Here is a 25,525-nt window from a genome sequence, read left to right as displayed (position 1 = left end):
GTGCTCAGTGCGCGCTGCTGCGCGAGAACAGGTTGATCACCAGTACGCCGGCGCAGATCAGGCCGATGCCGATCAACGCCGGTGCATCCAGGCGCTGCTTGAACACCACCAGCCCGATCAGTGAGATCAGCACGATGCCGACGCCGGACCAGATTGCGTAGGCGATGCCGGTCGGGATCGACTTCATGGTCATCGACAGCAGGTAGAAGCACAGCCCGTAGCCGACCAGTGCGCCCAGTGTCGGCGCCAGCCGGCTCATGCCGTCGGATGCCTTCAGCAGTGATGTGGCAATCACTTCCAGCACGATGGCAGCGGCAAGGTAGAAGTAGGGATTCATCGAGCGCTCCAGCTCACTGCGGGTCGCACAGTTTCAGGGCCTGTTCGGCCATGGCCAATGCATTGGCACGTTCTTCCTCGTCCAGCGGACGCCCATAGGCCGTGGCCCAGTAGCCATCGGCAGCGCAGCGCGCCGCGTACAGCCGTGGGTCGCCGGCTTCGCCAGGGAACTCGGCCAGCATCGCGCGCTTCCAGTTGCGCCAGTGCGCAAGCAGGCCCGGTTCCATCAGGTTGCCCAAGGTCAGGCCGATGTCGTTGTCCTGCTCCTGCTGCAGCAGATGCTCGAAGTTGGCCTGCACATAGGCGCGGCTGAAACGGCCATGGCCTTCGGGGTTTTCCTGCAGCAGGGCGCGCACGCGCGCTTCGAATTCTCCAATCAGCGCTCCGATGGCTTCATCCACCAGCCCCTGCTTGCTGCTGAAATGATGGAACAACGCACCCTTGCTGACACCGGCGGCCTGCGCGACGTCCTGCACGGTCAGCGCGGCCAGGCCGTTACGGCCGATCACTTCCATGGTGGCCTGCAGCAGTGACTGGCGCACGCTGTCGGGCGCCTTGCGGCGCGAACGGGAGGGGGATGCGGACATGGCGGGAAGAAACCGACTGGACGGTACGATTGTAACGCAGGCCCGCCGCGTTACCGCGCGCTGCCGGCCATGGCCGGCAGCGGAACCCTCATGCGTCGACGCGGGCGAAACGCGGTTGCGGTCCGTGCTCGCCGGGCACCTGCTCGACGAACATGGCGTACGGGCGTACCCACAGGCCACCTCCGCCATACAGCGCGCGGTACAGCACCATCGGCTGCAGGGTCTCGCTGCTGCGGACGATGTCGAGCACTTCGTACTCGCCGCCCTTGAAGTGGCGGTAGCGGCCTGGGGCCAGGGTGGGGAGCGGACTCAGCTCAGCCATGGGCGGCCCGACTCACTTGCGCGCCGGGCTGGCCGGCTTCGCGCAGTAGGCATCGATGGCTTCGGCGGTGTTGGCCAGGCCCTGTGCCTGCGCCAGTTCCCACGGACGTTCGCAACGCTGGCTGTGCTCGCACCACTGGTAGCCGGCCGAACCGATGCAACCGTGGGCATCGCGGTCGCCACCGACCTTCGGCGTGGCGGGTGAAGTGGCCGCCGTATCGGCACGCGCAGCGGCCTGATGCTGGTTGGCACAGGCGGAGAGCACCAGCAGGGCTGGAATCAGAAGAAGCGCTTTCATCGGGCGGGCTCCATGCCTAAAGCGACAGTGTCTGTCGCAAATAGCCCTGCAGCAAGCGCTCAATGCATGGCGGCGCGGATCAGTTCCTCGATCAGCACGAGGTAGCTGGCCACGAAATAGAACTTCAGCAGCGTCCAACGCTGCTGCGAGAAGAAGGTGCGCATGTGGAAGGGGCCCCTGTTGATGACGGTAGTGTGAAGCCCGGCTGACTCCGTGACAAGAATCACGGAATGAACAGGCTAAATGGACTCAGGGATGTGAGGGCAGGCAAGGGCTGACCGGAGGGCGCGGCATTTTCGTACAAATCTGATGGGCCACCCCTGAGGTGATCGCTAGCCTGAAGGTGTACCGGCACGTGGACCGTCCGCCTGCCGTCGCATCCTTCCATCCGCAGGAGCCCCTCATGGTCATTACCGTTCAACGCAACGCCCGGCACTGGTCCGTGCTGGATCCGCAGGTGCATGACGCAACCCGATATGCGCGGGGCGCCGAGGCTTTCGATGTCGCCGCGGCGCGGGCCCTCGAGCACCACCGTCGCACCGGCCAGCGCAGCACGGTGCGGGTCGAGGCGCTCGGCAGCGCGGTGGATGCCCTGCACGTAGGAGACTGACGCCGGTCGTTGCGGTGCAGTCAGCTACGGTTGCGTTGTTTGAATGGGGAAAAACCGGCGTCACGCGCCCCCCTGTGCGCCGTGCCGCGAATCCCGGATGCTTGCGCCATCGTATTCATCTGGAGATCTCGATGGGCAAGGCACTCACCTGGCGTACCCTGGCCTGCACCCTGCTGCCGATGCTGGCGGCGGGTGGCGCCCAGGCGCAGAGCTATGGCTACGGCTATGACGACGACCGCTACGGTGGCCGCGAAGGCAGCGGCATCGTGCGCTGCGAGTCGATCAAGAACCGTAGCAACGAGTGCCGTCTGGAGGGCCGCGCGCGGATGATCCGCCAGTTGTCCGGCTCGCCGTGCGTGGAAGGTGAGACCTGGGGCCAGTCGCGCTATGGCGTCTGGGTGACCCAGGGCTGCCGCGCCGAGTTCGTCGGCGAGTACCGTCGTGGCGGTGGCTGGGGCAATGGGGGGGGCTGGGGCAACGGCAACGGCAACGGTTGGGGCGGCGGTGAGGTGATCACCTGTCATTCCAATGGGCATCGCCAGGAGTACTGCGACGCCCGCATCCGCCGCGGCGTGCGCCTGGTTCGCCAGGATTCGCGCAGTGCCTGCATCGAGGGCCAGACCTGGGGCTGGGATCGTCGTGGCATCTGGGTCAGCGACGGCTGCCGGGCACAGTTCCAGGTGAACTGAGCGTGCCCCTCTAAAATCAGAAAAATCTGATACAGCTCACATTTTGAATTGCCGTATCTTCTGCGATCAGGGCATCTCTGTGTGTCCCTGATCTGTTGCGACGATGCCTGCCGTGATCGGCAGGAATGTTCCGCTACCGTCGATACGCTGCCTCAAGGAGTGAGCCGCATGTTGATCCGCCTGCAATGCGAACAGCGCCAATGGCGCGTGCTGCATCCGGACCGGCCGGAGCCGATCGATTTCCGCGACGGTGCCCGCGCGTTCGACTTCGCTGAAACCCTGGCGCGCCTGCACTTTGTCGATACCGGGCAGCGCGCTGCCGTGCGCGTGGAAGCCAGCGGCGCCTTCGTGGAAGCGGTCAGCTACGGCTGAGGGCGGGGGTTTCCGGCCAGGTCCTGTTTCCTGGCCCCGCTATCCACGCCATGCGCGGATCCACTGGGTGGCAATCGGTCTCAGCCCGCCGCGCTCAGCGGCGGGGTACCTGTGGCCAGCTGCGGCCAACGCTTGAGCACGGCCGCACGGATGCCCGCGGCGTCGATACCTGCTTCGGCCAGCAGGTCCTCGCGGCTGGCATGGTGCTGGTAGCTGTCGGGCAGGCCCAGGTGCAGGATCGGGCGCAGCACGCCTTCGGCATTGAGCAGCTCGCCGACGCCTGAACCGGCGCCACCGGCCACCACGTTGTCTTCGATCGTCACCAGGCCCTCGTGCTGGGCGGCGACAGCCAGCACCAGCTCGCGGTCCAGCGGCTTGATGAAACGCATGTTGACCACGCTCAGGCCGAGTTCGCGGCCGACCTGCTCGGCGGCGGCCACGGTGCTGCCGAAGGCGAGCAGGGCAATGCGGCTGCCCTGCAGGCGCAGTTCGCCCTTGCCGATCGGCAGGGTGGACAGGTCGGTGCCGGCTGCAACGCCGGTGCCGGTGCCGCGCGGGTAGCGCACGGCGGCCGGGCCCGGGTGCTGCAGGCCGGTGCTGAGCATCTGCCGGCACTCGGCTTCGTTGGACGGTGCCATCACCACCAGGTTGGGCACGCAGCGCAGGAAGCTCAGGTCGAGGTTGCCGGCATGGGTCGCACCGTCCGGGCCGACCACGCCGGCGCGATCGATCGCGAACAGCACGTCCAGGTCCTGGATCGCCACGTCATGTACCAGCTGGTCGTACGCGCGCTGCAGGAAGGTCGAGTAGATCGCCACCACCGGCTTGCCACCCTGGGTGGCCATGCCGGCGGCGAGGGTGACCGCATGCTGTTCGGCAATCGCCACGTCGAAATAGCGCTGCGGGTATTCCTTGCTGAAACGCACCAGGCCGGAGCCTTCGCGCATCGCCGGGGTGATGCCGTACAGGCGGGGCTCGGCGGCGGCGGCATCGCACAGCCAGTCGCTGAACACATCGGTATAGGTCGGCTTCTTGGCACCGGCCTTGGCCACCAGGCCCTTGTCCGGATCGAACGGGCCCACGGCGTGGTAACCGATCTGGTCGCCTTCGGCCGGCTCGTAGCCCTTGCCCTTGGTGGTCATCACGTGCAGCAGCTTCGGGCCCTTGGAGGCGCGCAGCGTCTTCAGCGTGGACAGCAGGGCGGGCATGTCGTGGCCGTCGATCGGGCCGGTGTAGTGGAAGCCCATCTCCTCGAACATCGTGGACGGCACGAACATGCCCTTCCAGTGTTCTTCCCAGCGCTTCACGAAACGCGCCGGGTTGTTCTTCTTGTCACCGAGGATCTTCTTGCCGCCTTCGCGCAGCGCATTGAGCGTGCGGCTGCCGGTGGCACGGCCGAGCATCTTGGTCAGGCCGCCGACCGCCTCGGAGATCGACATGTTGTTGTCGTTGAGGACCACCAGCAGGTTCGGTTCCGGGTCCATGCCGCCGGCGTGCATCAGCGCTTCGAAGGCCATGCCGGCGGTCATCGCACCGTCACCGATCACCGCCACGATCTTGCGGTCGTCGCCTTCGGACTGGCGGGCAATGGCCATGCCGAGTGCCGCCGAGATCGAGGTGGAGGAGTGGCCGACGCCAAAGGTGTCGTATTCGCTCTCCTCGCGCTTCGGGAATGGCGCGACGCCGTCCTTCTGCTTGACGGTGTGGATCTGGTCGCGGCGCCCGGTCAGGATCTTGTGCGGGTAGGTCTGGTGACCGACGTCCCAGACCAGCTGGTCGACCGGAGTCTGGTACAGGTAGTGCAGGGCCACGGTGAGTTCGATCACGCCCAGGCCGGCGGCGAAGTGGCCACCGCTCTTGCCCACCGATTCGATGAGGTAGGCGCGCAGTTCGTCGGCAACCGCCCTCAGTTCGGATTCGTCGAACGTGCGCAGGTCATCCGGCGTTTGGATGCGCGCGAGGCGGGGATAGCGGGCAGAGTCGATCATCATGTTCGCACTTTTTCTGAATGCCCATTTTCGCCCTCAAACGGGGGTGGGGCAAGCAAACGCCGCCGTCCGTGACAGGACGGTGAGGGTTGCATTTTCAGGCGTTCAGGTGCTCAGTTTCGATCGCTTGGGCAATTGCGCCTTCAGGAAGGCCATCTGGTCGGCCAGGATGTTGCGGTTGGACAGGATCAGGTGCTCGATCCAGCTGGGCCGGTAGGGCACGGCCAGCAGCGGCATTCCGGCCTGCTGCGGGGTGCGGTCGCTCTTGCGCGAGTTGCAGTGGAAACAGGCGGTGACCACGTTTTCCCAGCAGTCCAGGCCGCCCTTGGACAGTGGCACGACGTGGTCGCGGGTGAGCGTGGGGCGGTTGAACTGCTGGCCGCAGTACATGCACAGGTGGGCGTCGCGGGCGAACAGGGCCGGGTTGGTCAGGTTCGGCGTGGGGTCGATCGCGCGGGAGCGGGCATGGCCACGCGCGGCGATGATCGGGTGCAGGTCCATGCCGCTCTGCAGGCCGCTGAAGCGATTGGTGCCGCCGTGGATGTGCAGGCAGGGATCGCCCAGCGTCCAGGCCACCGCTTCGCGGGCGTAGAGGCACGCCGCATCCTGCCAGGTGATCCAGTCCAGTACGCGTCCGTGGGCATCAAGCGAGAGCAGCCGGACCGAACCGGGGCGATGCAGCGTCGTGGCGTTGGGCGATGCTTCGGCGCCCGGAGCAGAAAACGGAGCTCCGGCTTCGATCAGACCCAAGCGTGTAGTGTCTGTCTCCATCGGGAGAACAGCTTATACCTGAATGTTGACGATTTGTGTATCGCCTGTCGGCGATACGCAAATCGTCAACATTCAGGTCCGCGCATTCCACCTATCCCCCGCACCTGTCGGTGCGCCCCCCTTAACAAAGGGGGGCTCTTCTCCAGAGGGATTTCGGGGGTTTCCATCCACGCATGGCGTGGATCTACGGTGTCGACCAAGGTCGACACCTGCCAGCAGCAGAAATCTGTCGAGGGCGGGGTGGGCCCGGTTGCGGGGGCGTGAGCGCCATGGATGGCGCGACCGAGGCTACAGGGGTGAGGGCGCTTTGCTTGCGAAGCACTGCTTCGCAAGCGCCCGAACGCACAGCCGCCAGCGGCTGGGCCGGGCCCCGGAGGGGGACTTGCGCCGCCCCCCGCAATTGGACCCATCCCGCCATCCCGCAGGAAGCCAGCTGTTGCGGTTGCCGGCCAGCGGCCGGCAGTACCGCGGGTGCCGGGCGCAGCCCGGCTCAGGCGCCGAAGCGCTCGTCGTCCATCGCCATCAGTGGGGCGGCGCCGGCCTGGATGGCGGCGGCGTGGCTGAGGGTGCGCGGCAGCACGCGGGCGAAGTAGAACCGTGCGGTCTCGCGCTTGCCCTGGGCGAAAGCGGCGCCGTGCGCGCTGGCATCGGCGGCGGCCACGCTGCGGGCCCACCAGTAAGCCAGCACCACGTAGCCCGAATAGAACAGGTAGTCGTAGCTGGCTGCGCCCAGTTCGTCCGGGTTGGCGGCCGCGCGCTGCAGCACGTCCAGGGTCAGCTTGCCCCACTCGGCGGCCTTGGCGCGCAGCGGGCCGATGAACTCGGCCAGCGCTTCGTTGCCCTCGTTGGCCTTGGCGAACGCTTCGATCTCGGCCAGCATCAGCTTCAGGCCGGCGCCCTGGCTGGAGGCGGTCTTGCGGCCGATCAGGTCCAGCGCCTGGATGCCGGTGGTGCCTTCATACAGCGTGGTGATGCGCGCATCGCGGGCCAGCTGCTCCATGCCGTGTTCGCGGATATAGCCGTGGCCACCGAAGCACTGCAGGGCGTTGTAGGTGTTCTCGATGCCCCATTCGGTCTGGCAGGCCTTGGAGATCGGGGTCAGGAAGCTCACCAGGGTGTCGGCGCGCTCGCGCTCGGCGGCGTCCTCGGCGTGATGGGCAACGTCGATCAGGGTGGCGGCGTGCAGGGCCAGCAGGCGGCTGCCCTCGACCAGCGACTTCACCGTCAGCAGCATGCGGCGCACATCCGGGTGGACCAGGATCGGGTCGGCCGGCTTGTCCGGGAATTTCGCACCGCTCAGGGCGCGCGACTGCAGGCGTTCACGGCTGTACTTCAGTGCGTTCTGGTAAGCGCGCTCGGACAGGCCGATGCCCTGAAGGCCGACGCCCAGGCGCGCGGTGTTCATCATGGTGAACATGGCCTGCAGGCCCTTGTGCGGCTGGCCGACCAGGTAACCCTGCGCACCGTCGAAGTTCATCACGCAGGTGACCGACCCCTTGATGCCCATCTTGTGCTCGATCGAGCCGCAGCGCAGTGCGTTGCGCTCGCCGACATTGCCCTCGCGGTCGACCTTGAACTTGGGCGTGACGAACAGCGAGATGCCCTTGGCGCCCGGAGGGGCGTCGGGCAGCTTGGCCAGCACCAGGTGCACGATGTTTTCGGTCAGGTCGTGCTCGCCGGCGGTAATGAAGATCTTGGTGCCGGTGATCGAGTAGCTGCCATCGGCGTTCGGCTCGGCCTTGGTCTTCAGCAGGCCCAGGTCGGTACCGCAGTGCGGCTCAGTCAGGCACATGGTGCCGGTCCAGCGGCCCTCGATCAGCGGCTTGAGGAAGGCCTCGTGCTGCCAGGCCTCGCCGTGCTGCTTCAGCGCTTCGATGGCGCCGTGCGAAAGCAGCGGGAAGTTGCCCCACGCCAGATTGGCAGCATTGATCATTTCGTTGAGCGGCACGCCAAGGGTGTGCGGCAGGCCCTGGCCGCCCAGCTCCGGCGAGGCGGTCAGGCCGGTCCAGCCGCCATCGACGAACTGGTCGTAGGCCTGCTTGAAGCCGGGCGGGGTGGTCACTTCACCGGTGGCCTGGTCGAGCACGCAGCCGATCTCGTCGCCGACGCTGTTGAGCGGGGCCAGCACGGTGGCGCTGAAACGGCCGGCTTCTTCCAGCACGGCATCGACCACGTCGGCGGTGGCGTCGGTGAAGCCCAGGCGGGCGAACAGGGGTTCGACCTTGAGCACGTCGTGCAGGGCGAAACGGAGGTCGGAAAGCGGGGCGGTGTAGCTGCTCATCGGTACGTCTCGATTTGATCAGGGCAGGGGAGAGCGGCGCCAGGCGCCGCGACGGAAGGTGGAAATCAGCGCAGCACGCCCGGCAGGCCCGGGGCCTGGTTGAGGGTGCTGCGGCTGCTGATATCGAAGCTGCGCTGCTTCTTTTCCTGCGGCGTGGCCGCGACCGTTCCCTTCAGGCCATAGGCCAGGGTGCGGTTGCCGGCCAGTGCATCGGCCACCACCAGGCGTGCGGCCGAACTGGGCACCAGGTCGACATTGATGACATCCGCGGAGGTGCCGCCGATGGAGATACCGGGCTTGGCCTGCAGGGTGCCGGCGTCGCTGTCGCCGACGGTCAGTGCCAGCGAGACGTCATCGAAGGTCATCGGCATGGAGCTGTAGTTCTGCAGGCGCAGCGCCACGGTCCAGTTGCCGTCGGCGCGCACGGTCAGCTGCTGCAGGCTGGCCGCCGGTTCCGAAACACGCTTGACGATGCCGTTGCCACAGGCGGCAAGGGCGAGGGTGCTCAGGACGATCAAGGCGATACGGAAACGGTGGAGCATGGGCGCAGGTCCTCTGGAGGCGGTGCGTTGGAATAAGCATACTACGGCGTATGGTCGTTTGGATCGCCTGTGGCGAGCCGTCGCAGAGGGTAGCGCGTGAAAATGGCGGCGGGGCGTGCGCAGCGCTGGATCTTCGGGCGCACGGTGCGCGTACGGATTGAACTGCGGCTCAATCGGCGGGCGTATCGCGAAGCGGGGCCATCAGGCGCAGCGGGCGCAGGTCGTAGCCCATGGCTTCGGCTTTTTCCTTCAACTGCTCGAACCGGGCGCGATCCATTTCCGGCAGGCGCGAGAGGATCCACAGGTACTTACGGTCCGGTTCACCGACCAGGGCCCACTGGTAGTCCGGGTCCAGCGCCAACACCCAGTAGTCGGCCCAGACCAGTGGCACCCAGCTCAGCCAGTCCGGAACGAAGCGCACCTGCAGTTGGCCGGGATGGCCAGCCACCGGGCGTGCAACGCCTTCGGCGATTACGCGTTCTCCGTCGGCGTTGCGGCAGGCATTGGTGACACTGATGCGGCCATCGCGGCGCAGCCCGTAGTTGGCGGTGATCTCGCCGACGCACTGCTTCTGGAATGACACCGGCAGGTGAGCGATCTCGTGCCATTGGCCTGCATAGCGGTCGATGTCCAGCGTGTCGACTGCACGCACCGGTTCGGCGGCGATCACCGGGGCGGCGGCCAGCAGCAGGCAGGCGAGCAGGGTGGGGCGCAATTGCATCGGCAGGCTCCGGCAGGAATCTGCAGCGTAGGTGCCGCGGCGGGTACCGGTGTAAATGTTTCGTCAACCAGACGGCGGTGGCCCGGCATGGATCGAGGCCATGGAAGGGGCCAGCGCCAGGTAGACCCACGCCATGCGTGGATGGCAGGCCGCACGCAAAAAAAAGACCTGCATTTCTGCAGGTCTCTGAAGATGGTGGCCGAAGACGGAATCGAACCGCCGACACGGGGATTTTCAATCCCCTGCTCTACCAACTGAGCTACTCGGCCAAATTGTGTGGCAACCGTGATCAAACCCGGTTTCCGGAAAAAAAAGACCCGCATTTCTGCAGGCCTTCGAAAGTGGTGGCCGAAGACGGAATCGAACCGCCGACACGGGGATTTTCAATCCCCTGCTCTACCAACTGAGCTACTCGGCCACATGTTTCGTTGCAGCGAGGTCGCTGCCAAGGACGCGTATATTACGGAGGTCGGCTGCCTTCGGCAAGCGTTTTGCCAAGATTTCTTCACATTGCCGTCTGCGGGCTCGCAAGTGCTTGATCCTCCGTTGTGGGACGGGGGCGTGGTCAGTCGATCATCGTCTGCGGTGGAAATCAGCAGATCGCCGCGATCGCCAAAGCTGCAAGGCCAAGGGCTGCGCCCGGACCCGCGCCGCGCTGGTCCATGGAACGCTGTTTTCATGGCCGTTGCCGGCGATCGTTGCAGCGTAGTGTCGGCATTCCTTTCCTGATGCTGGCAACAGCAGAGCCGGTCACCATGCCCGATTCCCTCGCTACCTCCCGTATCGTGCTGGCCTCGCGTCCGCAGGGCGCACCAAGCGCGGCCAACTTCCGCCTGGAACAGGCTGCGCTGCCGGCATTGGGGGATGGCGAAGTGCTGCTGCGCAACCGCTACCTGTCGCTGGACCCGTACATGCGTGGACGCATGGACGAGGGCCCGTCGTACGCCGCGCCGGTGGCGGTGGGCGCGGTGATGGAAGGGCAGACCGTGGCCGAGGTGCTGCAGTCGAACGCCGAGGGCGTAACCACAGGTGAGTTGGTGCTGGCGCCGGGTGGCTGGCAGACCCATGCGGTGCTGCCGGCCAAGGCGCTGGGGCGTCGGCTGGATCCGGCCGGCCTGCCGTTGAGTACCGCGCTGGGGGTATATGGCATGCCCGGCTTCACCGCCTATTCCAGCCTGCACGAAATCGCCCGTTTGAAGCCGGGTGAGACGCTGGTGGTGGCTGCCGCGACCGGGCCGGTGGGCGCGACCGTCGCCCAGCTGGCCAAGCTGCAGGGCGCGCGCGTGGTCGCCATCGCCGGTGGCGAAGCCAAGCGTGCCTACCTGCAGACGCTGGGCGTGGACGTGGCGCTGGATCATCGTGCGGCCGACTTTGCCGAACAGCTGCGCGCGGCGGTGCCCGCGGGCATCGACGTGTATTTCGAGAACGTGGGCGGGCACGTGCTGGATGCGGTGCTGCCGCTGCTCAACGACTTCGCCCGCATTCCAGTGTGCGGCACCATCGCCACCTACAACGAGCGGGGCATCGAGCAGCCCGGCCCGGACCGGTTGCCCGCACTGTTCAGCCAGATCCTGCGCCAGCGCCTGACCGTGCGTGGTTTCATCGTGCACGACTTCAACCACCTGTGGCCGGACTTCGAACGCGAGATGCGGCAGTGGCTGCGCGAAGGTCGCATCCAGTACCGCGAAGATGTGGTGGAAGGGCTGGAGAATGCGCCGGAGGCGTTCTTTGGGCTGTTGCAGGGGCGCAACTTCGGCAAGCTGGTGGTGAAGCTGGATTGAGGGCTTGGCGGCGTGCCGACCAAGGTCGGCACCTACCGGAAGCTGAGCGTGCCGATCAAGGTCGGCACCTGCTTCAGGCAGTCGAGGCCTTTTCCCGGCGCAGCAGTTCGCGCTTGCGCGCTACGCCCCACGCATAGCCGGACAGGTCGCCGTCGCGGCGCACCACGCGGTGGCAGGGCACCGCCACCGCCAGCGGGTTGCTCGCGCATGCGCGGGCCACCGCACGGCTCGAGCGCGGGGCGCCGATGCGCGCGGCGACATCCGCATATGAGGCGGTCTGCCCGCGCGGAATCTGCTGCAGTGCCTGCCACACCCGTTGCTGGAACGCGGTGCCGCGGATATCCAGCGGCAGCGTGGCGCCGCGCGAAGGATCCTCGACCAGGCCTACCACCTGTGCCACCAGTTGCTCATAGCCCTGGTCGGCACCGACCAGTTCGGCCTGGCGGAAGCGTTGCTGCAATGACTGCAGCAGTGTCTCCGGATCGTCGCCGAGCAGGATTGCAACCACGCCGGTGGCACTGCTGGCCACCAGCACGCTGCCCAGTGAGCTTTCGGCAAGCGCGAAGTGGATGACTTCGCCGCGACCACCTGCGCGCCATTGCTTGGGCGTCATGCCCAGCAACTTCGGTGCGTTCTCGTAGAAGCGCCCACTGGAACCGAAGCCGGCATCGTGGAAGGCATCGGTGATGCGCTCCTGTTGTTCCAGTCCGGTGCGCAGGCGGTCGGCGCGCAGCGCGGCGGCGTATTGCTTGGGGGTCAGCCCGGTGGCCTGCTTGAACATACGATGCAGGCGCGTCGGGCTGCAGCCGGCGATGTCGGCCAGCTCCTGCAGCGAAGGTTCGTCGAGGCTCGCCTGAAGGTGGCGGCAGACCCGTTCGACGCGGGCATCGAAGGCGGTGGTGGCGGTACTGTCCATGGCCGGATTCTGGCACGTGCCGGTTCTGCGGAAACTCCGTTTCCTGCACCGACGGGCCAGGCCCGGAAACGGAGTGTCGGCAGGGGAGAGGCGCGGCATCGTGGCGGCCACTTCACAACCGGTACTGCCACCATGCGCCTGAACAACAAGATCGCCCTCATCACCGGAGCCAGCGCCGGCATCGGCCGCGCCAGCGCGCTGCGCTTCGCCGCCGAAGGGGCGAAGCTGGTGCTCAACGCACGGCGGCCGGAGCCGCTGCAGGCGCTGGCCGAGCAGATCCGTGCCGCCGGCGGCGAGGTGGTGGTGCATGCCGCCGACGTGGCGGATCCGGCCACGGCCCCGGCACTGGTCGATCTGGCCCGGCAGTCATTTGGTGGCCTGGACATCGCGCTCAACAATGCCGGCATGCTCGGGCCGGGCGTGCCGGCAGCGGAGTTCCCGGTGGACGCCTGGCGCGAGGTGATGGCGACCAATCTGGATGCCGCGTTCCATGCCGCACGTGCGCAGTTGCCGGCACTGCTGGCGCGCGGCGGCGGCTCGCTGGTGTTTGTTGGCACTTTTGTCGGCCACACCGTGGGCTTCCCCGGCATGGCGGCCTATGCGTCGAGCAAGGCCGGGTTGATCGGCCTGAGCCAGGTGATCGCCGCCGAATACGGTGCGCGCGGCGTGCGCAGCAACGTGCTGCTGCCCGGTGGCACCGATACCGAGATGGGCCGGCAGGCGGCACCGACCGGCGATGCGCGCGACTTCGTGCGCTCGCTGCACGCACTGAAGCGCATGGCCGAGCCGGAGGAGATCGCCAACGCGGCGCTGTTCCTGGCCAGCGACGAAAGCAGTTTCGTTACCGGCACCGCGATGCGCGTGGAGGGCGGGGTGTCGATCACGCGGACCTGAGTGCGCGGCTGCACGCGGCGTTGGCGGCAGGTTGACCTGCGGCTTACCCGGCAGTCTCTAGCGTGGAGGCCAGCGCGGGCTTTCCGCCGGCGAGGGAGTGTTCGATGAACGTGCGCAGCAACCGCCAGAACGATCCGAAGCAGGGCGTGCAGGAAAGCCGCCAGGACAGGAAGCAGGACGATGTGGCCAGGCAGCGGCCGGGGCAGCGCGATCAAGAGGTGCGCGATACGCATTCGCGCAGCCCGCAGCGCAAGGATGGCGGCCAGGAGCCTGCCTGAGCCAGCACCCGGAAAAGAAAAAACCCGCAGATCGCGAGGATCTGCGGGTTCTTCTGAAAAGTGGTGGAGCCAAGGAGGATCGAACTCCTGACCTCGTCATTGCGAACGACGCGCTCTCCCAGCTGAGCTATGGCCCCACGGCAGGGTTTCAGTGTAGCGCTGCCTGCCGGGCTTGCCAAGCGCCGGGCCGGGACGGTGGTCGCGCCGCGTCGGCTACCGCCCCTGACTGGTTCAGGACAGGGCCCGGCGCAGCAGCGCGCCGGCACAATGTGCCGCCACGTCGGTGCTGGCACTGACCGCGTGCAGGTGGATGCAGGCATGGATCATCCCCGGCAGCCGCTCGAGCGTGCAGTCGACACCTGCCGCCTGCAGCCGCCGTGCGTACTGTTCGGCCTCATCACGCAGCGGGTCGTGCTCGCAGCTGAGTACCGAGGCTGGTGCCAGTCCATGCAGATCCGTTGCATGGGCAGGCGAGGCCAGTGCCGGCGGTGTGGCAGGATCACCGAGATAGGCCTGCCAGCAACGCTGCATCAGTTCGGCGCTGAGGTAGTAGCCACTGGCGTACTCGCGATAGGAGTCGCTGCCCATGCCGGCATCCAGTGCCGGGTACATCAGCAACTGGTGGCGTGGCTGCGGCAGGCCGAGATCGCGCAGCCGCAGGCAGCAGGCGGCTGCCAGATTGCCGCCGGCACTGTCGCCACCGATCGCCAGCCGCTGTGGGTCCAGCCCGAGGCGCCTGGCGTTGTCCTGCAACCAGTGCCAGGCGTCGGCGACGTCATGCAGTGGAACCGGGAACGGATGTTCCGGCGCCAGCCGGTAGCCCACGGCGACAATCACGCAGCCGCCGGCATTGGCCAAAGCGCGACAGGGACCGTCGTAGACCGCCAGCGAACACTGGAACCAGCCGCCGCCATGCGCGAACAGCAGGGCCGGCGCCGGTCCATCGGGCAGCCCTTCCGGTGTGTAAAGGCGGACTTCCAATGCATGCCCGTCGCGTGCGATCACCGCATGTTCGATCACATGCGCAACCGGCTGCGGCGCGCCCTGCAGCTGGGGCAGCGCGCTCTCGCTGATCGCACGCAGTTCCCGCAGGTCGTCGGGCAATGGCTGCGACGCCACGGCGTCGACGAACTGCTGCAGCGCCGGTTCAAGCTGCATGGTGTGCCTCCTGCAGGAACGGCAGCAGCTGTGCAAGGAATGCCTGCGGCGCTTCTTCCATGATGAAATGGCCGCAGCCCGGCACGATGCTGCCGCGCACGTCATCGGCATGTGGCTGCAGGGTGAGCATCGGCGCATCGGCGGTGGCGTGCTCGGCGCCGATGGCCAGCACCGGCATCGCCAGCCGGCGCTGCGCACGTTCCTTGTTCTGGCGGATGGTTTCCGGAATCGCGCGGTACCAGGCGAAGCCGGCCCGCAGTGCGCCGGGGCGGCTGTAGGCGGCGATGTAGGTATCGGCAGCCACCGCGTCGCGGCGGTACGACCAGCGGTCGAACATGAATTCCAGGTAGGCGCGCTCGCGACCGCTGATGAGTGCCTCGGGCAGGTCGGCCACCTGGTTGAACATGAAATGCCAGAGGAAGATGTTGTCGGCCGGTGCGGCGAAGATGCCCGGTTCCGGCGCCAGGCCGGGAATCACCGCTTCGGTGACCGCCAGTTGGCGCACCGCCTGCGGCTGGTCGCTGGCCAGTGCATAGGCGATCCACATGCCGATGTCATGGCCGACCACCTGGTAGCGCTCGTGGCCCAGCGCCCGCATGGTCTGGTGCAGGACGGCGGCGGCACTGCCGGTGTCGTAGCCGTGGGCAGGGCGGTCAGATTCGCCGATGCCCGGCGGATCAACCGCGATGGCTTCGAAACCGGCCTGGGCCAGGGCGTGCAGCACATGGCGCCAGGCATACCAGGTCTGCGGCCAGCCGGGAATCAACAGCACCGGTTCGCCGTGGCCGGCGGAGACGCAATGCACGCGCTGGCCATCGATGCGCAGGTAGTGGTGGCGCAGGGCGTCGTCGCCGGCAGCGCCAGCGGGAAGGGAAGGGGTCATGGGGGAGTGCTCCGTGGGGGCTCAGGCGATGCCGAGCATGTGCTGCATCTGCGCGGTGCTGATCGGAGCACCGGCGAAGTCGTCGAAGATCTTGTCGGTGACCGGAATGATGTGGTCGCGGATGAATGCAGCGCCTTCGCGTGCACCGGCTTCCTGGTCCTTCAGGCAGCACTCCCACTCCAGCGTCGCCCACCCCTGGTAGTCGTACTGGGCCAGCTTGGAGAAGATCGACTGTGAAGTCGACCTGGCCATCGCCCAGCGAGCGGAAGCGACCTGCACGTTCGGTCCAGTCGGCATACCCGCCATAGATGCCTTGGCGGCCGCTGGGGCGGAACTCCGCATCCTTGACGTGGAACATGCGGATCAGCGGGTGGTAGATGTCCAGGTACTCCAGGTAGTCCAGCTGCTGCAGCACGAAGTGGCTGGGATCGAACAGGATGCGGCAGCGCTGGTGCTGACCGACGCGCTCGAAGAAGCGCTCGAAGCTGGTGCCGTCATGCAGGTCTTCGCTGGGATGGATCTCGTAGCAGAGGTTGATGCCGTTGTCCTCGCAGGTATCGAGGATCGGCCGCCAGCGTCGTGCCAGCTCATCGAAGGCCGCGTCGATCAGGCCCGGCGGGCGCTGCGGGAACGGGAACAGATACGGCCAGGCGAATGAGCCGGAGAAGGTGCCCATGTCCTGCAGGCCCAGCCGGCGGGAGGCACGGGCGGCCAGGTGCAGTTGCTGCTGCGCCCAATCGCTGCGCGCCTTCGGGTTGCCGCGCAGTGCTTCCGGCGCGAAGCCATCGCAGAGTTCATCGTAGGCCGGATGCACGGCCACCAGCTGGCCGAGGATGTGGGTGGTGAGCTCGCTGACCTGCAGGCCGTGCTCAGCCAGGGTGCCGCGGATGTCGTCGCAGTAGTCCTGGCTGTCGGCGGCGGTGGCCAGGTCGAACAGGCGTGCATCCCAGGCCGGGATCTGCAGTGCCTTGAAACCGTGGCCAGCGGCCCACTCGGCAATGCTGGCAAGTGAGTTGAACGGGGCCTGGTCGCCGGCGAACTGCGCCAGGTGCAGGCTGGGGCCCTTGAGGGTCTGCATGTGTTGCTCCAATTGTTTGTCGGTCGACAAAGAATAGGCGCGACCCTCGCGATGGTCAACACCCGCGTTACACTGCGCGCCTCACTGGAGCAGGCAGGCAGATGGCAGGGCGACCGCGCGAATTCGACAGGGACCAGGCGTTGCGCAAGGCGATGCTGCTGTTCTGGCAGCACGGCTACGAAGGCACGTCGATGTCGGCACTGGTCGAAACGCTGGGCATTGCCTCTGCACGCATCTACGCCGCGTTCGGCAGCAAGGAGCAGCTGTTCCGCGAAGCCGTTGCGCTGTACGAAGAGGGCGAGGGTGGTTTCGCGCCGCGCGCGCTGGAGCAGGCCACGCTGCGCGAGGCGATCGGGTCCATGCTGCGCGAGGCGGTGCTGACCTACACCCGCCGTGGGCGTCCGCATGGCTGCCTGGTGGTGTCCTCGGCCAGCAGCGTTTCGCCTGATGGCGAGGGCGTGCGGGACTGGCTGGCCAGCCATCGTCGCCAGCGCACGGCGGCGATCATCGCGCGGCTGCAGCAGGCGCAGGCCGAGGGTGAGCTGGCCGACGACGCGGCGGTGCAGGCGCTGGGTGACCACTTCGCCACGGTGCTGCATGGCATCTCGGTGCAGGCGCGTGACGGCATCAGCCGCGAGCGCCTGCTGGCGATGGTCGATGTCGCGTTGACCCCGTTGCCCTGAGATCCGGGGTCAGATCCGTTCTCCCTTGGGAAACGGATCTGACCCCAGGCGGTGCTGGCTGACTGTGCCGAAACCGCTTGTTTCGCCGGGTTTGGGGGTCGCGCAACGAAATCGTAACAATTTGGGGGATAATGGCCGCTTGCGCAGTTTTCCCCCTTTTTGCCGCCCGGCCCGCGCAGGCCGCACGGACGCCTCCTCAGAGCATTGCATGCCCTCCCATACCGATTCCCGCCGCCTGTCGGGTCTGTCGTCTTCCCTTGTTTCCTTCCGCCGCCACCCGCTGGCCTTGGCCTGTGCCGGCCTGGCCCTGGTCGGCAGCTTCGGTGCCGCCGCGCAGGACAGCGCGCCGACCCCGACCGGGCTGGACACGATCACCGTGACCGCCGAACACCGCGAGCAGAACCTGCAGGAAGTGCCGGTCTCGGTCGGTGTGGTGCAGGGCGAGCGCATGCGCGACTTCACCGCCGGCGGCGACGACACCCTGCTGGCGCTGTCCGGCCGCGTGCCGAGCCTGTATGCGGAAACCACCACCGGCCGCATCTTCCCGCGCTTCTACATCCGTGGCCTGGGCAACATCGACTTCTACCTGGGTGCCTCGCAGCCGGTGTCGATCATCCAGGACGACGTGGTGCTGGAGCACGTGGTGCTGAAGTCCAACCCGGTCTATGACGTCGACCAGGTGGAAGTGCTGCGCGGCCCGCAGGGTTCGCTGTTCGGCCGCAACACCACCGCCGGCATCGTCAAGTTCGACACCCTGAAGCCGACCCAGGATTACACCGGCCGCGTCAGTGCCAGCTATGCGACCTATAACAGCGTGTCGATCGACGGCGGCTTCGGCGGCCCGATCAACGACATCGCCTCGTTCCGCGTGTCGGCCCTGTACCAGCACCGCGACGACTACGTCGACAACACCTACCGCGGCCCGAGCGCCGACGGCACGGTCAGCCCAAAGAAGAACGCCATGGGCGGCTTCGATGACCGCAACGTACGCGCGCAGCTGCTGCTGACCCCGAGCGACCAGTTCTCGATCCTGGCCTCGGCCCACGCCCGTGATTACGAGGGCACCTCGACCCTGTTCCTGCGCGGTGCGCTGACCAAGGGCTCGAACAAGACCGACGTGCCGCGTGACAAGGTCGCCTACGACGAAGCCGACAACAACCCGCAGGCCTACAAGACCTACGGCGGTTCGGTGAAGGCGCGTTATGACTTCGGCGCGATCGACTTCACCTCGATCACCGCCTACGAAACCACCTCCGGCTACAGCCGCGGCGACACCGACGGCGGCGCCGCGGTGAACTTCCCGGTCAACGGCGTGCCGAACGGCTACGGCCAGTCGATGGGCCGCATCCGTGACCTGGACCAGTGGACCCAGGAATTCCGCCTGGCCAGCCATGATGACAGCGCCCTGCAGTGGCAGGCCGGTGCGTTCTACTTCAACGGCAGCGACACCACCGACTTCTACCAGCGCGCGTGGTTCCTGCAGGGCGCGGCCCGCAATCCGAACAACTGGGTGCGCCTGCGCAACAAGAACACCTCGTGGGCCGGTTTCGGCCAGCTGAGCTACGCCTTCACCGACAAGTTCACTGTCACCGCCGGCCTGCGCCAGACCAAGGACGAAAAGCACACCCGCCTGCTGAAGACCGCTGACACTGCCGCTGGCGTGGTCACCTACAAGGGCCGCACCGACGTCAGGATGTCCGACACCACCCCGAGCTGGGATCTGAGCGCGATGTATCAGATCACGCCGGACGTGAGCGTCTACGCCAAGGTCGCGCGTGGCTTCCGCGGCCCGACCATCCAGGGGCGTTCGGCGGTGTTCAACGCCGATTTCACCACCGCCGATTCCGAGACCATCCTGTCCTGGGAAGCGGGTGTGAAGAGCAGCCTGTGGGACAACCGCCTGCGCCTGAACGCTACCGCGTTCACCTACACCGTCAACGACATCCAGCTCAACGGCAACGATTCGGACGGCAATGGCGTGCTGTTCAATGCCGACAAGGCCAAGGCCTACGGTTTCGAAGCGGACATGGAGCTGCGCCCGATCCCGAACCTGACCCTGAGCGCCGGCCTGAGCCTGCTGCACAGCGAGATCAAGGACAAGCGCGTGTATGCGCAGGTCTGCGGCCTCAACGGCCAGGTGGTCTGCACCGTCGGTGACCCGACCATCAAGGTCGGTGCCAACACCTTCGCCCAGATCGACGGCAACCCGCTGCCGAACGCGCCGAAGTACAACGTCAACCTGGCCGCCCGCTACGACTTCCCGGTCAGCGACGCGGGCACCATGTTCGTGTCCACCGACTGGAACAAGCAGGGTTACACCAGCTTCGTGCTGTACGACAGCAAGGAGTTCAACTCCAAGGGTGACTTCGAGGGTGGCCTGAAGATCGGCTACTCGGGCAACTACGGTGCCTACGAAGTGGCGCTGTTCGCGCGCAACATCACCAACGAGAAGAACCTCAAGGGTGTGATCGAGAACTACATGGCCGCGGTCTACAACGAACCACGTACCGTCGGTGTCTCGCTGAACATGAACTGGTAATGCGCTGTCGCGACGGCGGAGCATCCCGCCATCGCACTGCTGGAATGCAAAGGGCGGCCCGGATTACCGGGCCGCCCTTTTCGTTGCTTCAGACCGCAGTGAGGTTGCTGTCCTGGCTGCGCTGGCCGAAGGTCAGGGCCCAGGTGGCGCTGTCCACCTGCTGCCGGTCCTGTTCCTGCTGCTTGCGTGCGCGGCTGGCACCGAACCAGCGGCCTTCGCCGTTGATCAGCGGTGCCATGCGTACCACGTCCACATACTCCGGATCGATCTCGCTGGCACGCTGCAGCCAGGTCAGGGCGAGGAATGCATTGGCCGGGACGCCGTTACCGAAGTGGTAGATGTCGGCCAGATAGCCGGCAGCCCACAGCTTGTCGTCGTCGTCGCCGCGCCACCACAGCGGAATCAAGGCGCGTTCGACCGCTTCGCGCTTGTGCGCGTCGTTCCGGCCATCGAATGCCAGGCAGGCCAGGTTGCGGCAGGTTGGGCCCCACACGCGCTCGCCGGCCTCGGCCTCATCCAGGCAGCGCAGGTACAGCTCGCGCGCACGCGCTTCATTCTCCGCGCCGCCTGCGGCGACGAGGCGTACGGCCAGGTTGTAGGTGGCGATCAGGTCGCCGCCTTCCACCGCACGCTCCTGCCAGTAGGCGGCCTTTTCCGCATCGGCGAACTGCGGTTGGTCGCGGCCACCGAGGCGGCCCTTGTACAGGTCGCACAGCGCCGACATCGCGCCGGCGTCGCCATCGTCCGCCATGCGCTGCAGCAGCGACAGGCCTGCGGCTTGCGAAACATCACAGAACAGATTGGCGGCGAACGTCACCGCCGAGGTGTCGTCCTGCTGCGCAAGCTTCAACGCGCGCTGCAGCAGGACACTGGCGCGTGTCGGGTCGCTGGCCTGGCCGAGCAGGCCATGCTCGATGGCGGTGGCGGCCCAGAGCAGGCCGATCGCCGAATCGCCTTCGCGCGCGGCATAGTCCACCACCTGTGCGAACAGTGCTTCGGCACCGTCGACATGGGCGAACCAGGTGCAGGCCTCGAGGTTGCTGAGCCCCTCATGCAGGACCACATCGCGGTCCAATGTCCATGCCTGCTGCAGATCTTCAAGCACCGCCTGCATGTGGTCCGGATCCCACTGCACGACGCCTTCGCTGTCTTCAACGCGGCCAAGACGGTAGCGCAGCCCGGCGCGCTGGGCCAGCACCTGCGCGCGCAGGTGGCGGTCCAGGTGCCAGTCGAGGATCTGCGTGTAGGCGCGCTCGTGCGCGGCCACGGCCTCGGCATCCTCACGGTGGGGCAGATCGCCCATCCAGTCCTGCTCCTTGTGCCACCGCAGCGCGTTGCTCTGCGCCAGTTCCAGGCCACGGCACCAGCTACCCTCGATGAAGTTCTCCATCGCCTCATGGCTGCCGCCCCAGCGCGGGTACAGGAAGTACAGGGTGTCCTCCAGCGTGGCCAGATCGTCCGGGCGCTGCTCCAGTACCAGGCGCATCCAGTACGCCAGTGGTGCGTCGAAATCGTCCTGGCTGCGCTCGCGCAGCAACGGGGGCAGCGTATCCGGCAGCGTCTGCAACGGCGTGCCGAAGCGCGACAGCAGCTGCAATGCCTTTGGCCAGGCTTGAGGGTAGTGCTCGGCCAGCGTGGCGTCATCGGATGCGGCGGGTTCCCCGGCCTGCAGCGCACGCAGCCAGTTCGGTTCGCGCAGGTAGCTGGTGATGCGCTTGATGCCATCCAGCGCCAACGCAGGTCGTGGCGACAGCGGCATCGCCTGCAGGTAGGCGTGCACGGCATGGTCGCGGGCCAGCTGCGCCGCCAGCCACTGGCTGTCTTCGACCAGTGCTGCAACATCGGCGCTGCGCAGTTCGCCGGCAGCGTCCTGCCAGCAGACGCCCAGGCAAAGCCAGGCGTAGTAGCTGCCGGGGGCGGCCGAGGCCCACTGCTGGGCCTGTTGCAGGCGGGCTTCCAGCGTCAGCGTGGCGTCGTGCAGGTTGCGCAGCCGCCAGCGGATGCCGGGCAGCGCATTCTCTCCCTGCAGCCAGGCCAGCTCATGTGGAGCAAGCAACGCATCCAGTTCGGCATAGCGCCGTTCCTGCAGCGCAGTGCGCGCCTGCACGCGCCAGGCAAGGTCTTCGGGGGAAAGCCCGTCTTTTGCAAATCCGTTTGTCATTGCTGCAATCCAGCGAGTACGAGGCTGGACATTAGAAGCGCGGTCGTTAGCGGCGGCAAGCAGGACATGCGGCTGCCATGTCGGTGGCATTCAGCAGGAGGCTTGAAGGTGAATCCCGTCACCCGGAACAGGCGTTCGCGTTGCGGATCGTCCATGTGCAGCGGAAAGGCAAGCAGCAGCTCGGGCCGGTAGGCGAGTGTGCCCTGGCCCTGTCTCTACGCCTCGATTCCGGGAAATAGCCGTGCATCAGGGCGTACGGATGAAGCCAGGGTTCGAGCTTGTCCTGCTCGCTGGCAGCGGGGGCCTGTTCGATCAGGCGTGCCGCAAGCGCGAGGTAGTGAACCGAACGGGCCAGATCCAGCCCGCCCGTCAGTGCCGCGTAGGCGTTGAGCTGGCTGCTGCGATCCATGCAGGGGTGCTGCTGGCCAGCAGCAGCGAGCGGATCATCCATCGTGACATGCAGGAAGAGGGCCATGCAGGCACGCAGCAATGTCCTTGTCGAGCATTGGCAGGGCCGCCCCGTGAGGCGGCCGATGCGGGTTGCTAGTTCGCCGGCAGCAGCGCCTGCAGGCGCGACTCCAGTTCCTGCTGGCGCCAGCCGGCCAGTGCGGCGGGCCATTGGCGACGTTCCAGATAGCTTTCCAGGTGCTTGCGCGAGGCAAGGATGCCATCTGGCAGTCCCAGTTCGCGGCTGCGTTCGGCCACGGCATCCTGCAGCTTCTTCAGCGCCTGCTTGTTGCTGTCGTTGGCCGGCAGCGCCAGCGGCGCGTCGGCTTCGTCGGCCAGCGGCGTGGACAGCGCCTGCCACACGGCGCCGGCCAGTTTGCGCGGTGCCTTTGGGAACTGCTCGAACAGCTTGCCCAGCGCTGCCTCGTCGGCCGGAGGCGTGCGCGCCAGAGTGGCGGCCAGTTCGTTGTCCAGGATCCAGCTTCGCGGGCGGTCGCTGCTGCGTGCCTGCACATCACGCCAGCGCAGCAGGCGCAACAGGCGGTGCTGCGCGGCGTCATCAAGGAACTGTGCCGAGCGCATCGCCAGGTGCGGCCAGCGATCTTCATCGTTGGCGACACTGGCCAGCAGGCGCTCGCCATCGTCGTGCAACCACTGCTGGCGGCCGAGCGCCTGCAGCCTGGCATCAATGGCGTCGTGCAGTGCGAACAGGTGCTCGACATCGTCGGCGGCGTACTGCAGCTGCGACTCGGACAGCGGGCGGCGCATCCAGTCCGAGCGGGTCTCGCCCTTGGCCAGCGCCACTCCGGTGATCTCCGCCACCAGCTTCTGGTAGCCCATACCGCCGCCGATGCCGGCCAGCGATGCCCCGATCTGGGTGTCGAACAGCGGTCGCGGCAGCACGCCGCAGGCCCACTTGAAGGCAACCAGGTCTTCGCTGGCGCTGTGCATGACCTTGGTGATGGATTCATCGGCCAGCCAATGCGCAAGCGCCTCGGTCATGCCGGGAATCAGCGGGTCGATGAGCAGGATGTCCTGCCCGACCGCCATCTGCACCAGGGCCAGCTGCGGCCAGTAGGTGCGTTCACGGATGAATTCGGTGTCCAGGCCGATGCGGGTCGGGCGCTGCTGGAAGTACGCTTCCAGCTCGGCGGGGGTGGTGATCCAGGTTGCCACGGGTCAGGGCCTACTACTCGGGTTTGCTCAGGCAGGGGAGAATAGCCTAACGTCGGTCCGCGTCTGTGCCGAAGGAGGCTCTGCTTGCGTTTTCCGTTGTCGCCCGTGTTGTGCACCGCCCTGGCCGTGGCCCTGGCCGGCTGCACGCCGTCGCCGTCCGCGCCGGCGGAACGGGCCGCCAGCGAAGAGGCGCGCGCGGCCGAGGGCGCCGACACCGGCGCCAATGCCAGTTCGCAGGCCGGGCAGGGCAGCGTGACCATCGCCGGTGAAGATGCCGCCGAGGACGTACAGCAGTGGACGCCGCCACGGGTGGACCGCCAGGGCCGCAGCCTTGCCCAGTTGCGGCGCGCCGCCGAGCAGGCGTTCGCTGAAGGCCGGCTCTATGAAGATGCGGATGCCGCCATTCCGCTGTGGCTGGCGGTGCAGGAAGAAGACCCGGATGACCGCCAGGCCCGGCTGGGCCTGCAGCGTGCCCGCCAGCGACTGCAGCAGCTGGCCGATGCCCTGCTGGTGCGGCCGCTGAAGCAGCGCGAGGCGCTGGCCGAGGCCAGCCGCCAGGCACTGGTGTTGCTGACCCTGTCGCCGAAGGACGAGCAGGTGCGTGCGCTGCAGGCGCGGGCGGAGCTGGCGCAACGGGTGGTGGCCTACAACCGTGCTGGCGAGGAGGACCTGCGCTCGGACCGTATCGGTGAGGATGGCGACGGTGCCATCGGCAACTTCCGTGAAGCGCTGGCGCTGGATGAAGACAACAGCCGCGCACGGCAGGGCCTGGCCGCAGCCGAGAGCGGGTTGATCCGCCGTGCCGAACAGGCTGCTCGGGCGCGCGATTTTGCCAGTGCGGGTACCTGGCTGGCCGAAGCCAGCAAAGTGCGCGATTCGTCACCGACGATCGCCGATGCCTTCGAACGCATCGAGCAGATCCGCGCCGCCACGCTGCTGCAGCTGCGTGATGACGGACTGCGTGACCTTGCCACGCCACAAGGCCTGAAGCCGGCGCGCGAGAAGCTGGCCGAGGCGCTTCGCATCGCTCTGCCGGGTGATGCAGTGGTGGGACAGCTTCGCGAGCGCATCGACCTGGCCACCCATTACGGGAGCTTCCGGCCGGGACAGGTGTTCAGTGATGCGATGCGCGATGGGGGGCGCGGACCGCAGATGGTGGTGGTGCCCCACGGTGGCTTCCAGATGGGTGCAGGCGATGCCGAGCCGGGCTCGAGTGATGCCGAGCGTCCGTCGCACTACGTGCGCTTCGATCGCGGCTTTGCCATGGCGATCACCGAGATCACCGTCAGCGATTTCGAGCGCTACGTGAAAGCCTCCAATGCGCGCCCGCGCGCGACCCGGCGTGGCCATTCGGTGGTCTACGACGAACGCAGCGGCAATTTCATCCGCCGCAGCGGCGTGGACTGGCGTTCCGACTACGACGGCGGTCGCGCGCTGGGCAACTCGCCGGTGATGCACGTCAGTGTGCGTGATGCCGAGAATTATGCAGCGTGGCTGTCCGAGCAGACTGGCCGCAGCTACCGGCTGCCCAGCGAAGCCGAGTTCGAGTACGCGCTGCGCGCTGGCAGCAGTGGCCGCTATCCGTGGGGCGATGCCGGCGTGCCGCCGCCAGGCAGCGGCAACTTCACCGGCAGCAAGGACGTTTCGCCTTCGGGACGGCACTGGCACAACGCGTTTATCGGGTACGGCGATGGCTGGTGGGGGCCGGCGCCGGTGGCCAGCTTCCAGGCCAATGCCTTCGGTCTGCACGACATGGGCGGCAACCTCAGCGAATGGGTGGCCGACTGCTGGCATGCCAGCTACCGCCGCGCACCGTCCGATGGCGTCGCCTGGTTCAACCCGGGCTGCCGGTCGCGGGTGATCCGCGGTGGCAACTGGGCCAATGCCCCCGAGCAGACCCGCGCGGCCTGGCGGCAATCCCAGGATTCGGATACCACCAACGCCCGCATCGGCTTCCGCCTGGTGCGCGGCATCTGAGCGGCACCCGGCTTCACCCGCTGCGGGCAGCGGCGCAC

General features: G+C 67.0%; 24 protein-coding genes, 3 tRNA genes and 1 pseudogene. 9 read left to right on the top strand and 19 right to left on the bottom strand.

What is annotated here, in order from left to right; translation table 11 throughout:
- Nucleotides 1-4: 4 nt before the first annotated feature.
- The 4 genes from AC5P67_RS04410 to AC5P67_RS04395 form a co-directional block, all read right to left on the bottom strand.
- Entirely contained in the window at nt 5-337 is a 333-nt protein-coding gene (locus AC5P67_RS04410; protein WP_111687514.1) for an SMR family transporter, read from the bottom strand.
- Nucleotides 338-350: 13 nt separating this feature from the next.
- Nucleotides 351-923 (bottom strand): TetR/AcrR family transcriptional regulator, encoded by a 573-nt coding sequence (locus AC5P67_RS04405; RefSeq protein WP_495214330.1) that lies wholly within the window; start codon nt 921-923, stop codon nt 351-353.
- Nucleotides 924-1,011: 88 nt separating this feature from the next.
- Nucleotides 1,012-1,245 (bottom strand): DUF1653 domain-containing protein, encoded by a 234-nt coding sequence (locus tag AC5P67_RS04400; RefSeq protein WP_049397301.1) that lies wholly within the window; start codon nt 1,243-1,245, stop codon nt 1,012-1,014.
- A 12-nt stretch (nt 1,246-1,257) separates the two neighbouring features.
- Nucleotides 1,258-1,542: a hypothetical protein gene (locus tag AC5P67_RS04395; RefSeq protein WP_005410420.1), complete on the bottom strand. Its 285-nt coding sequence runs from the start codon at nt 1,540-1,542 to the stop codon at nt 1,258-1,260.
- Nucleotides 1,543-1,945: 403 nt separating this feature from the next.
- Between AC5P67_RS04395 and AC5P67_RS04390 the strand changes: the two genes are divergently transcribed.
- The 3 genes from AC5P67_RS04390 to AC5P67_RS04380 all read left to right on the top strand — a co-directional run bounded on the left by AC5P67_RS04390 (nt 1,946) and on the right by AC5P67_RS04380 (nt 3,213).
- Nucleotides 1,946-2,152, top strand: a complete 207-nt coding sequence (locus tag AC5P67_RS04390; protein WP_005410418.1) for a hypothetical protein — start codon at nt 1,946-1,948, stop codon at nt 2,150-2,152.
- A gap of 131 nt (nt 2,153-2,283) precedes the next feature.
- A complete protein-coding gene (locus AC5P67_RS04385) occupies nt 2,284-2,841 on the top strand; it encodes a DUF3011 domain-containing protein (protein ID WP_099562039.1) in 558 nt (185 codons plus the stop codon).
- A gap of 168 nt (nt 2,842-3,009) precedes the next feature.
- On the top strand, nt 3,010-3,213 hold the full coding sequence (locus AC5P67_RS04380; protein WP_005410416.1) for a hypothetical protein: 204 nt from the start codon (nt 3,010-3,012) through the stop codon (nt 3,211-3,213).
- An 80-nt stretch (nt 3,214-3,293) separates the two neighbouring features.
- Here AC5P67_RS04380 and dxs read toward each other — a convergent pair whose 3' ends face one another.
- The 7 genes from dxs to AC5P67_RS04345 form a co-directional block, all read right to left on the bottom strand.
- Nucleotides 3,294-5,201, bottom strand: a complete 1,908-nt coding sequence (gene dxs / locus AC5P67_RS04375; RefSeq protein ID WP_062606519.1) for a 1-deoxy-D-xylulose-5-phosphate synthase — start codon at nt 5,199-5,201, stop codon at nt 3,294-3,296.
- A 105-nt stretch (nt 5,202-5,306) separates the two neighbouring features.
- Nucleotides 5,307-5,972 (bottom strand): HNH endonuclease, encoded by a 666-nt coding sequence (locus AC5P67_RS04370; RefSeq protein ID WP_005410414.1) that lies wholly within the window; start codon nt 5,970-5,972, stop codon nt 5,307-5,309.
- A 490-nt stretch (nt 5,973-6,462) separates the two neighbouring features.
- Nucleotides 6,463-8,253 (bottom strand): acyl-CoA dehydrogenase C-terminal domain-containing protein, encoded by a 1,791-nt coding sequence (locus AC5P67_RS04365; protein ID WP_111117834.1) that lies wholly within the window; start codon nt 8,251-8,253, stop codon nt 6,463-6,465.
- Between the two features lie 65 nt (nt 8,254-8,318).
- Nucleotides 8,319-8,795, bottom strand: a complete 477-nt coding sequence (locus AC5P67_RS04360) for an LEA/WHy family protein (RefSeq protein WP_049395301.1) — start codon at nt 8,793-8,795, stop codon at nt 8,319-8,321.
- 169 nt (nt 8,796-8,964) lie between these two features.
- A complete protein-coding gene (locus AC5P67_RS04355) occupies nt 8,965-9,516 on the bottom strand; it encodes a lipocalin family protein (RefSeq protein WP_033833224.1) in 552 nt (183 codons plus the stop codon).
- Nucleotides 9,517-9,709: 193 nt separating this feature from the next.
- A tRNA-Phe gene (locus AC5P67_RS04350) sits at nt 9,710-9,785 on the bottom strand.
- Nucleotides 9,786-9,858: 73 nt separating this feature from the next.
- Nucleotides 9,859-9,934 (bottom strand) — tRNA-Phe (locus AC5P67_RS04345).
- A 337-nt stretch (nt 9,935-10,271) separates the two neighbouring features.
- Here AC5P67_RS04345 and curA point away from each other — a divergent pair.
- Nucleotides 10,272-11,297: an NADPH-dependent curcumin/dihydrocurcumin reductase gene (gene curA / locus AC5P67_RS04340; RefSeq protein WP_111117833.1), complete on the top strand. Its 1,026-nt coding sequence runs from the start codon at nt 10,272-10,274 to the stop codon at nt 11,295-11,297.
- Nucleotides 11,298-11,370: 73 nt separating this feature from the next.
- Here curA and AC5P67_RS04335 read toward each other — a convergent pair whose 3' ends face one another.
- Nucleotides 11,371-12,213 (bottom strand): bifunctional transcriptional activator/DNA repair enzyme AdaA, encoded by an 843-nt coding sequence (locus tag AC5P67_RS04335; RefSeq protein ID WP_049395564.1) that lies wholly within the window; start codon nt 12,211-12,213, stop codon nt 11,371-11,373.
- 132 nt (nt 12,214-12,345) lie between these two features.
- Between AC5P67_RS04335 and AC5P67_RS04330 the strand changes: the two genes are divergently transcribed.
- Nucleotides 12,346-13,107 (top strand): SDR family oxidoreductase, encoded by a 762-nt coding sequence (locus AC5P67_RS04330; RefSeq protein ID WP_049395563.1) that lies wholly within the window; start codon nt 12,346-12,348, stop codon nt 13,105-13,107.
- Nucleotides 13,108-13,211: 104 nt separating this feature from the next.
- On the top strand, nt 13,212-13,385 hold the full coding sequence (locus tag AC5P67_RS04325) for a hypothetical protein (RefSeq protein ID WP_005414043.1): 174 nt from the start codon (nt 13,212-13,214) through the stop codon (nt 13,383-13,385).
- Between the two features lie 61 nt (nt 13,386-13,446).
- On the opposite strand, the gene AC5P67_RS04320 is transcribed toward AC5P67_RS04325, so the two are convergent.
- From AC5P67_RS04320 to AC5P67_RS04305, 4 genes and pseudogenes are all read right to left on the bottom strand, one after another.
- A tRNA-Ala gene (locus AC5P67_RS04320) sits at nt 13,447-13,522 on the bottom strand.
- Nucleotides 13,523-13,616: 94 nt separating this feature from the next.
- Nucleotides 13,617-14,543 (bottom strand): alpha/beta hydrolase, encoded by a 927-nt coding sequence (locus AC5P67_RS04315; RefSeq protein ID WP_049395562.1) that lies wholly within the window; start codon nt 14,541-14,543, stop codon nt 13,617-13,619.
- Nucleotides 14,533-15,426 (bottom strand): alpha/beta fold hydrolase, encoded by an 894-nt coding sequence (locus AC5P67_RS04310; RefSeq protein ID WP_049395561.1) that lies wholly within the window; start codon nt 15,424-15,426, stop codon nt 14,533-14,535. Before AC5P67_RS04310 ends, AC5P67_RS04315 begins: the two co-directional genes overlap by 11 nt.
- Nucleotides 15,427-15,447: 21 nt before the next feature.
- Nucleotides 15,448-16,504 (bottom strand): annotated as a pseudogene (locus AC5P67_RS04305) (sugar phosphate isomerase/epimerase family protein).
- Nucleotides 16,505-16,605: 101 nt separating this feature from the next.
- On the opposite strand from AC5P67_RS04305, the gene AC5P67_RS04300 reads away from it, so the two are divergent.
- Together AC5P67_RS04300 and AC5P67_RS04295 are read left to right on the top strand one after the other, a co-directional pair.
- Complete coding sequence (locus tag AC5P67_RS04300; protein WP_049437387.1) at nt 16,606-17,187, top strand: TetR/AcrR family transcriptional regulator; 582 nt, start codon at nt 16,606-16,608, stop codon at nt 17,185-17,187.
- A 208-nt stretch (nt 17,188-17,395) separates the two neighbouring features.
- Nucleotides 17,396-19,726, top strand: a complete 2,331-nt coding sequence (locus AC5P67_RS04295; RefSeq protein WP_111117831.1) for a TonB-dependent receptor — start codon at nt 17,396-17,398, stop codon at nt 19,724-19,726.
- Between the two features lie 88 nt (nt 19,727-19,814).
- Here the strand turns inward: AC5P67_RS04295 and AC5P67_RS04290 are convergent, their stop codons facing one another.
- From AC5P67_RS04290 to rnd, 3 genes are all read right to left on the bottom strand, one after another.
- Complete coding sequence (locus AC5P67_RS04290) at nt 19,815-21,887, bottom strand: DUF4034 domain-containing protein (RefSeq protein WP_111117830.1); 2,073 nt, start codon at nt 21,885-21,887, stop codon at nt 19,815-19,817.
- 118 nt (nt 21,888-22,005) lie between these two features.
- Nucleotides 22,006-22,362 carry a hypothetical protein gene (locus AC5P67_RS04285; protein WP_227843311.1) on the bottom strand — a complete coding sequence of 119 codons (357 nt, stop codon included), beginning with the start codon at nt 22,360-22,362 and terminating at the stop codon, nt 22,006-22,008.
- A gap of 68 nt (nt 22,363-22,430) precedes the next feature.
- Nucleotides 22,431-23,510, bottom strand: coding sequence for a ribonuclease D (gene rnd, locus AC5P67_RS04280; RefSeq protein WP_024958088.1), 1,080 nt, complete (start codon nt 23,508-23,510; stop codon nt 22,431-22,433).
- Between the two features lie 84 nt (nt 23,511-23,594).
- Between rnd and AC5P67_RS04275 the strand changes: the two genes are divergently transcribed.
- Nucleotides 23,595-25,487 (top strand): formylglycine-generating enzyme family protein, encoded by a 1,893-nt coding sequence (locus AC5P67_RS04275; protein ID WP_099527712.1) that lies wholly within the window; start codon nt 23,595-23,597, stop codon nt 25,485-25,487.
- Nucleotides 25,488-25,525 lie beyond the last annotated feature (38 nt).

The organism is Stenotrophomonas sp. YJH_SMC_21 (genome assembly GCF_059369555.1).
This window is presented reverse-complemented; position numbering and strand designations above follow the sequence as displayed.

Excerpts from the sequence above, each read along its gene's own strand:
- AC5P67_RS04410 (WP_111687514.1), bottom strand. The coding sequence starts at position 337 with ATGAATCCCTACTTCTACCTTGCCGCTGCCATCGTGCTGGAAGTGATT.
- AC5P67_RS04405 (WP_495214330.1), bottom strand. The coding sequence starts at position 923 with ATGTCCGCATCCCCCTCCCGTTCGCGCCGCAAGGCGCCCGACAGCGTG.
- AC5P67_RS04400 (WP_049397301.1), bottom strand. The coding sequence starts at position 1,245 with ATGGCTGAGCTGAGTCCGCTCCCCACCCTGGCCCCAGGCCGCTACCGC.
- AC5P67_RS04395 (WP_005410420.1), bottom strand. The coding sequence starts at position 1,542 with ATGAAAGCGCTTCTTCTGATTCCAGCCCTGCTGGTGCTCTCCGCCTGT.
- AC5P67_RS04390 (WP_005410418.1), top strand. The coding sequence starts at position 1,946 with ATGGTCATTACCGTTCAACGCAACGCCCGGCACTGGTCCGTGCTGGAT.
- AC5P67_RS04385 (WP_099562039.1), top strand. The coding sequence starts at position 2,284 with ATGGGCAAGGCACTCACCTGGCGTACCCTGGCCTGCACCCTGCTGCCG.
- AC5P67_RS04380 (WP_005410416.1), top strand. The coding sequence starts at position 3,010 with ATGTTGATCCGCCTGCAATGCGAACAGCGCCAATGGCGCGTGCTGCAT.
- dxs (WP_062606519.1), bottom strand. The coding sequence starts at position 5,201 with ATGATCGACTCTGCCCGCTATCCCCGCCTCGCGCGCATCCAAACGCCG.
- AC5P67_RS04370 (WP_005410414.1), bottom strand. The coding sequence starts at position 5,972 with ATGGAGACAGACACTACACGCTTGGGTCTGATCGAAGCCGGAGCTCCG.
- AC5P67_RS04365 (WP_111117834.1), bottom strand. The coding sequence starts at position 8,253 with ATGAGCAGCTACACCGCCCCGCTTTCCGACCTCCGTTTCGCCCTGCAC.
- AC5P67_RS04360 (WP_049395301.1), bottom strand. The coding sequence starts at position 8,795 with ATGCTCCACCGTTTCCGTATCGCCTTGATCGTCCTGAGCACCCTCGCC.
- AC5P67_RS04355 (WP_033833224.1), bottom strand. The coding sequence starts at position 9,516 with ATGCAATTGCGCCCCACCCTGCTCGCCTGCCTGCTGCTGGCCGCCGCC.
- curA (WP_111117833.1), top strand. The coding sequence starts at position 10,272 with ATGCCCGATTCCCTCGCTACCTCCCGTATCGTGCTGGCCTCGCGTCCG.
- AC5P67_RS04335 (WP_049395564.1), bottom strand. The coding sequence starts at position 12,213 with ATGGACAGTACCGCCACCACCGCCTTCGATGCCCGCGTCGAACGGGTC.
- AC5P67_RS04330 (WP_049395563.1), top strand. The coding sequence starts at position 12,346 with ATGCGCCTGAACAACAAGATCGCCCTCATCACCGGAGCCAGCGCCGGC.
- AC5P67_RS04325 (WP_005414043.1), top strand. The coding sequence starts at position 13,212 with ATGAACGTGCGCAGCAACCGCCAGAACGATCCGAAGCAGGGCGTGCAG.
- AC5P67_RS04315 (WP_049395562.1), bottom strand. The coding sequence starts at position 14,543 with ATGCAGCTTGAACCGGCGCTGCAGCAGTTCGTCGACGCCGTGGCGTCG.
- AC5P67_RS04310 (WP_049395561.1), bottom strand. The coding sequence starts at position 15,426 with ATGACCCCTTCCCTTCCCGCTGGCGCTGCCGGCGACGACGCCCTGCGC.
- AC5P67_RS04300 (WP_049437387.1), top strand. The coding sequence starts at position 16,606 with ATGGCAGGGCGACCGCGCGAATTCGACAGGGACCAGGCGTTGCGCAAG.
- AC5P67_RS04295 (WP_111117831.1), top strand. The coding sequence starts at position 17,396 with ATGCCCTCCCATACCGATTCCCGCCGCCTGTCGGGTCTGTCGTCTTCC.
- AC5P67_RS04290 (WP_111117830.1), bottom strand. The coding sequence starts at position 21,887 with ATGACAAACGGATTTGCAAAAGACGGGCTTTCCCCCGAAGACCTTGCC.
- AC5P67_RS04285 (WP_227843311.1), bottom strand. The coding sequence starts at position 22,362 with ATGGCCCTCTTCCTGCATGTCACGATGGATGATCCGCTCGCTGCTGCT.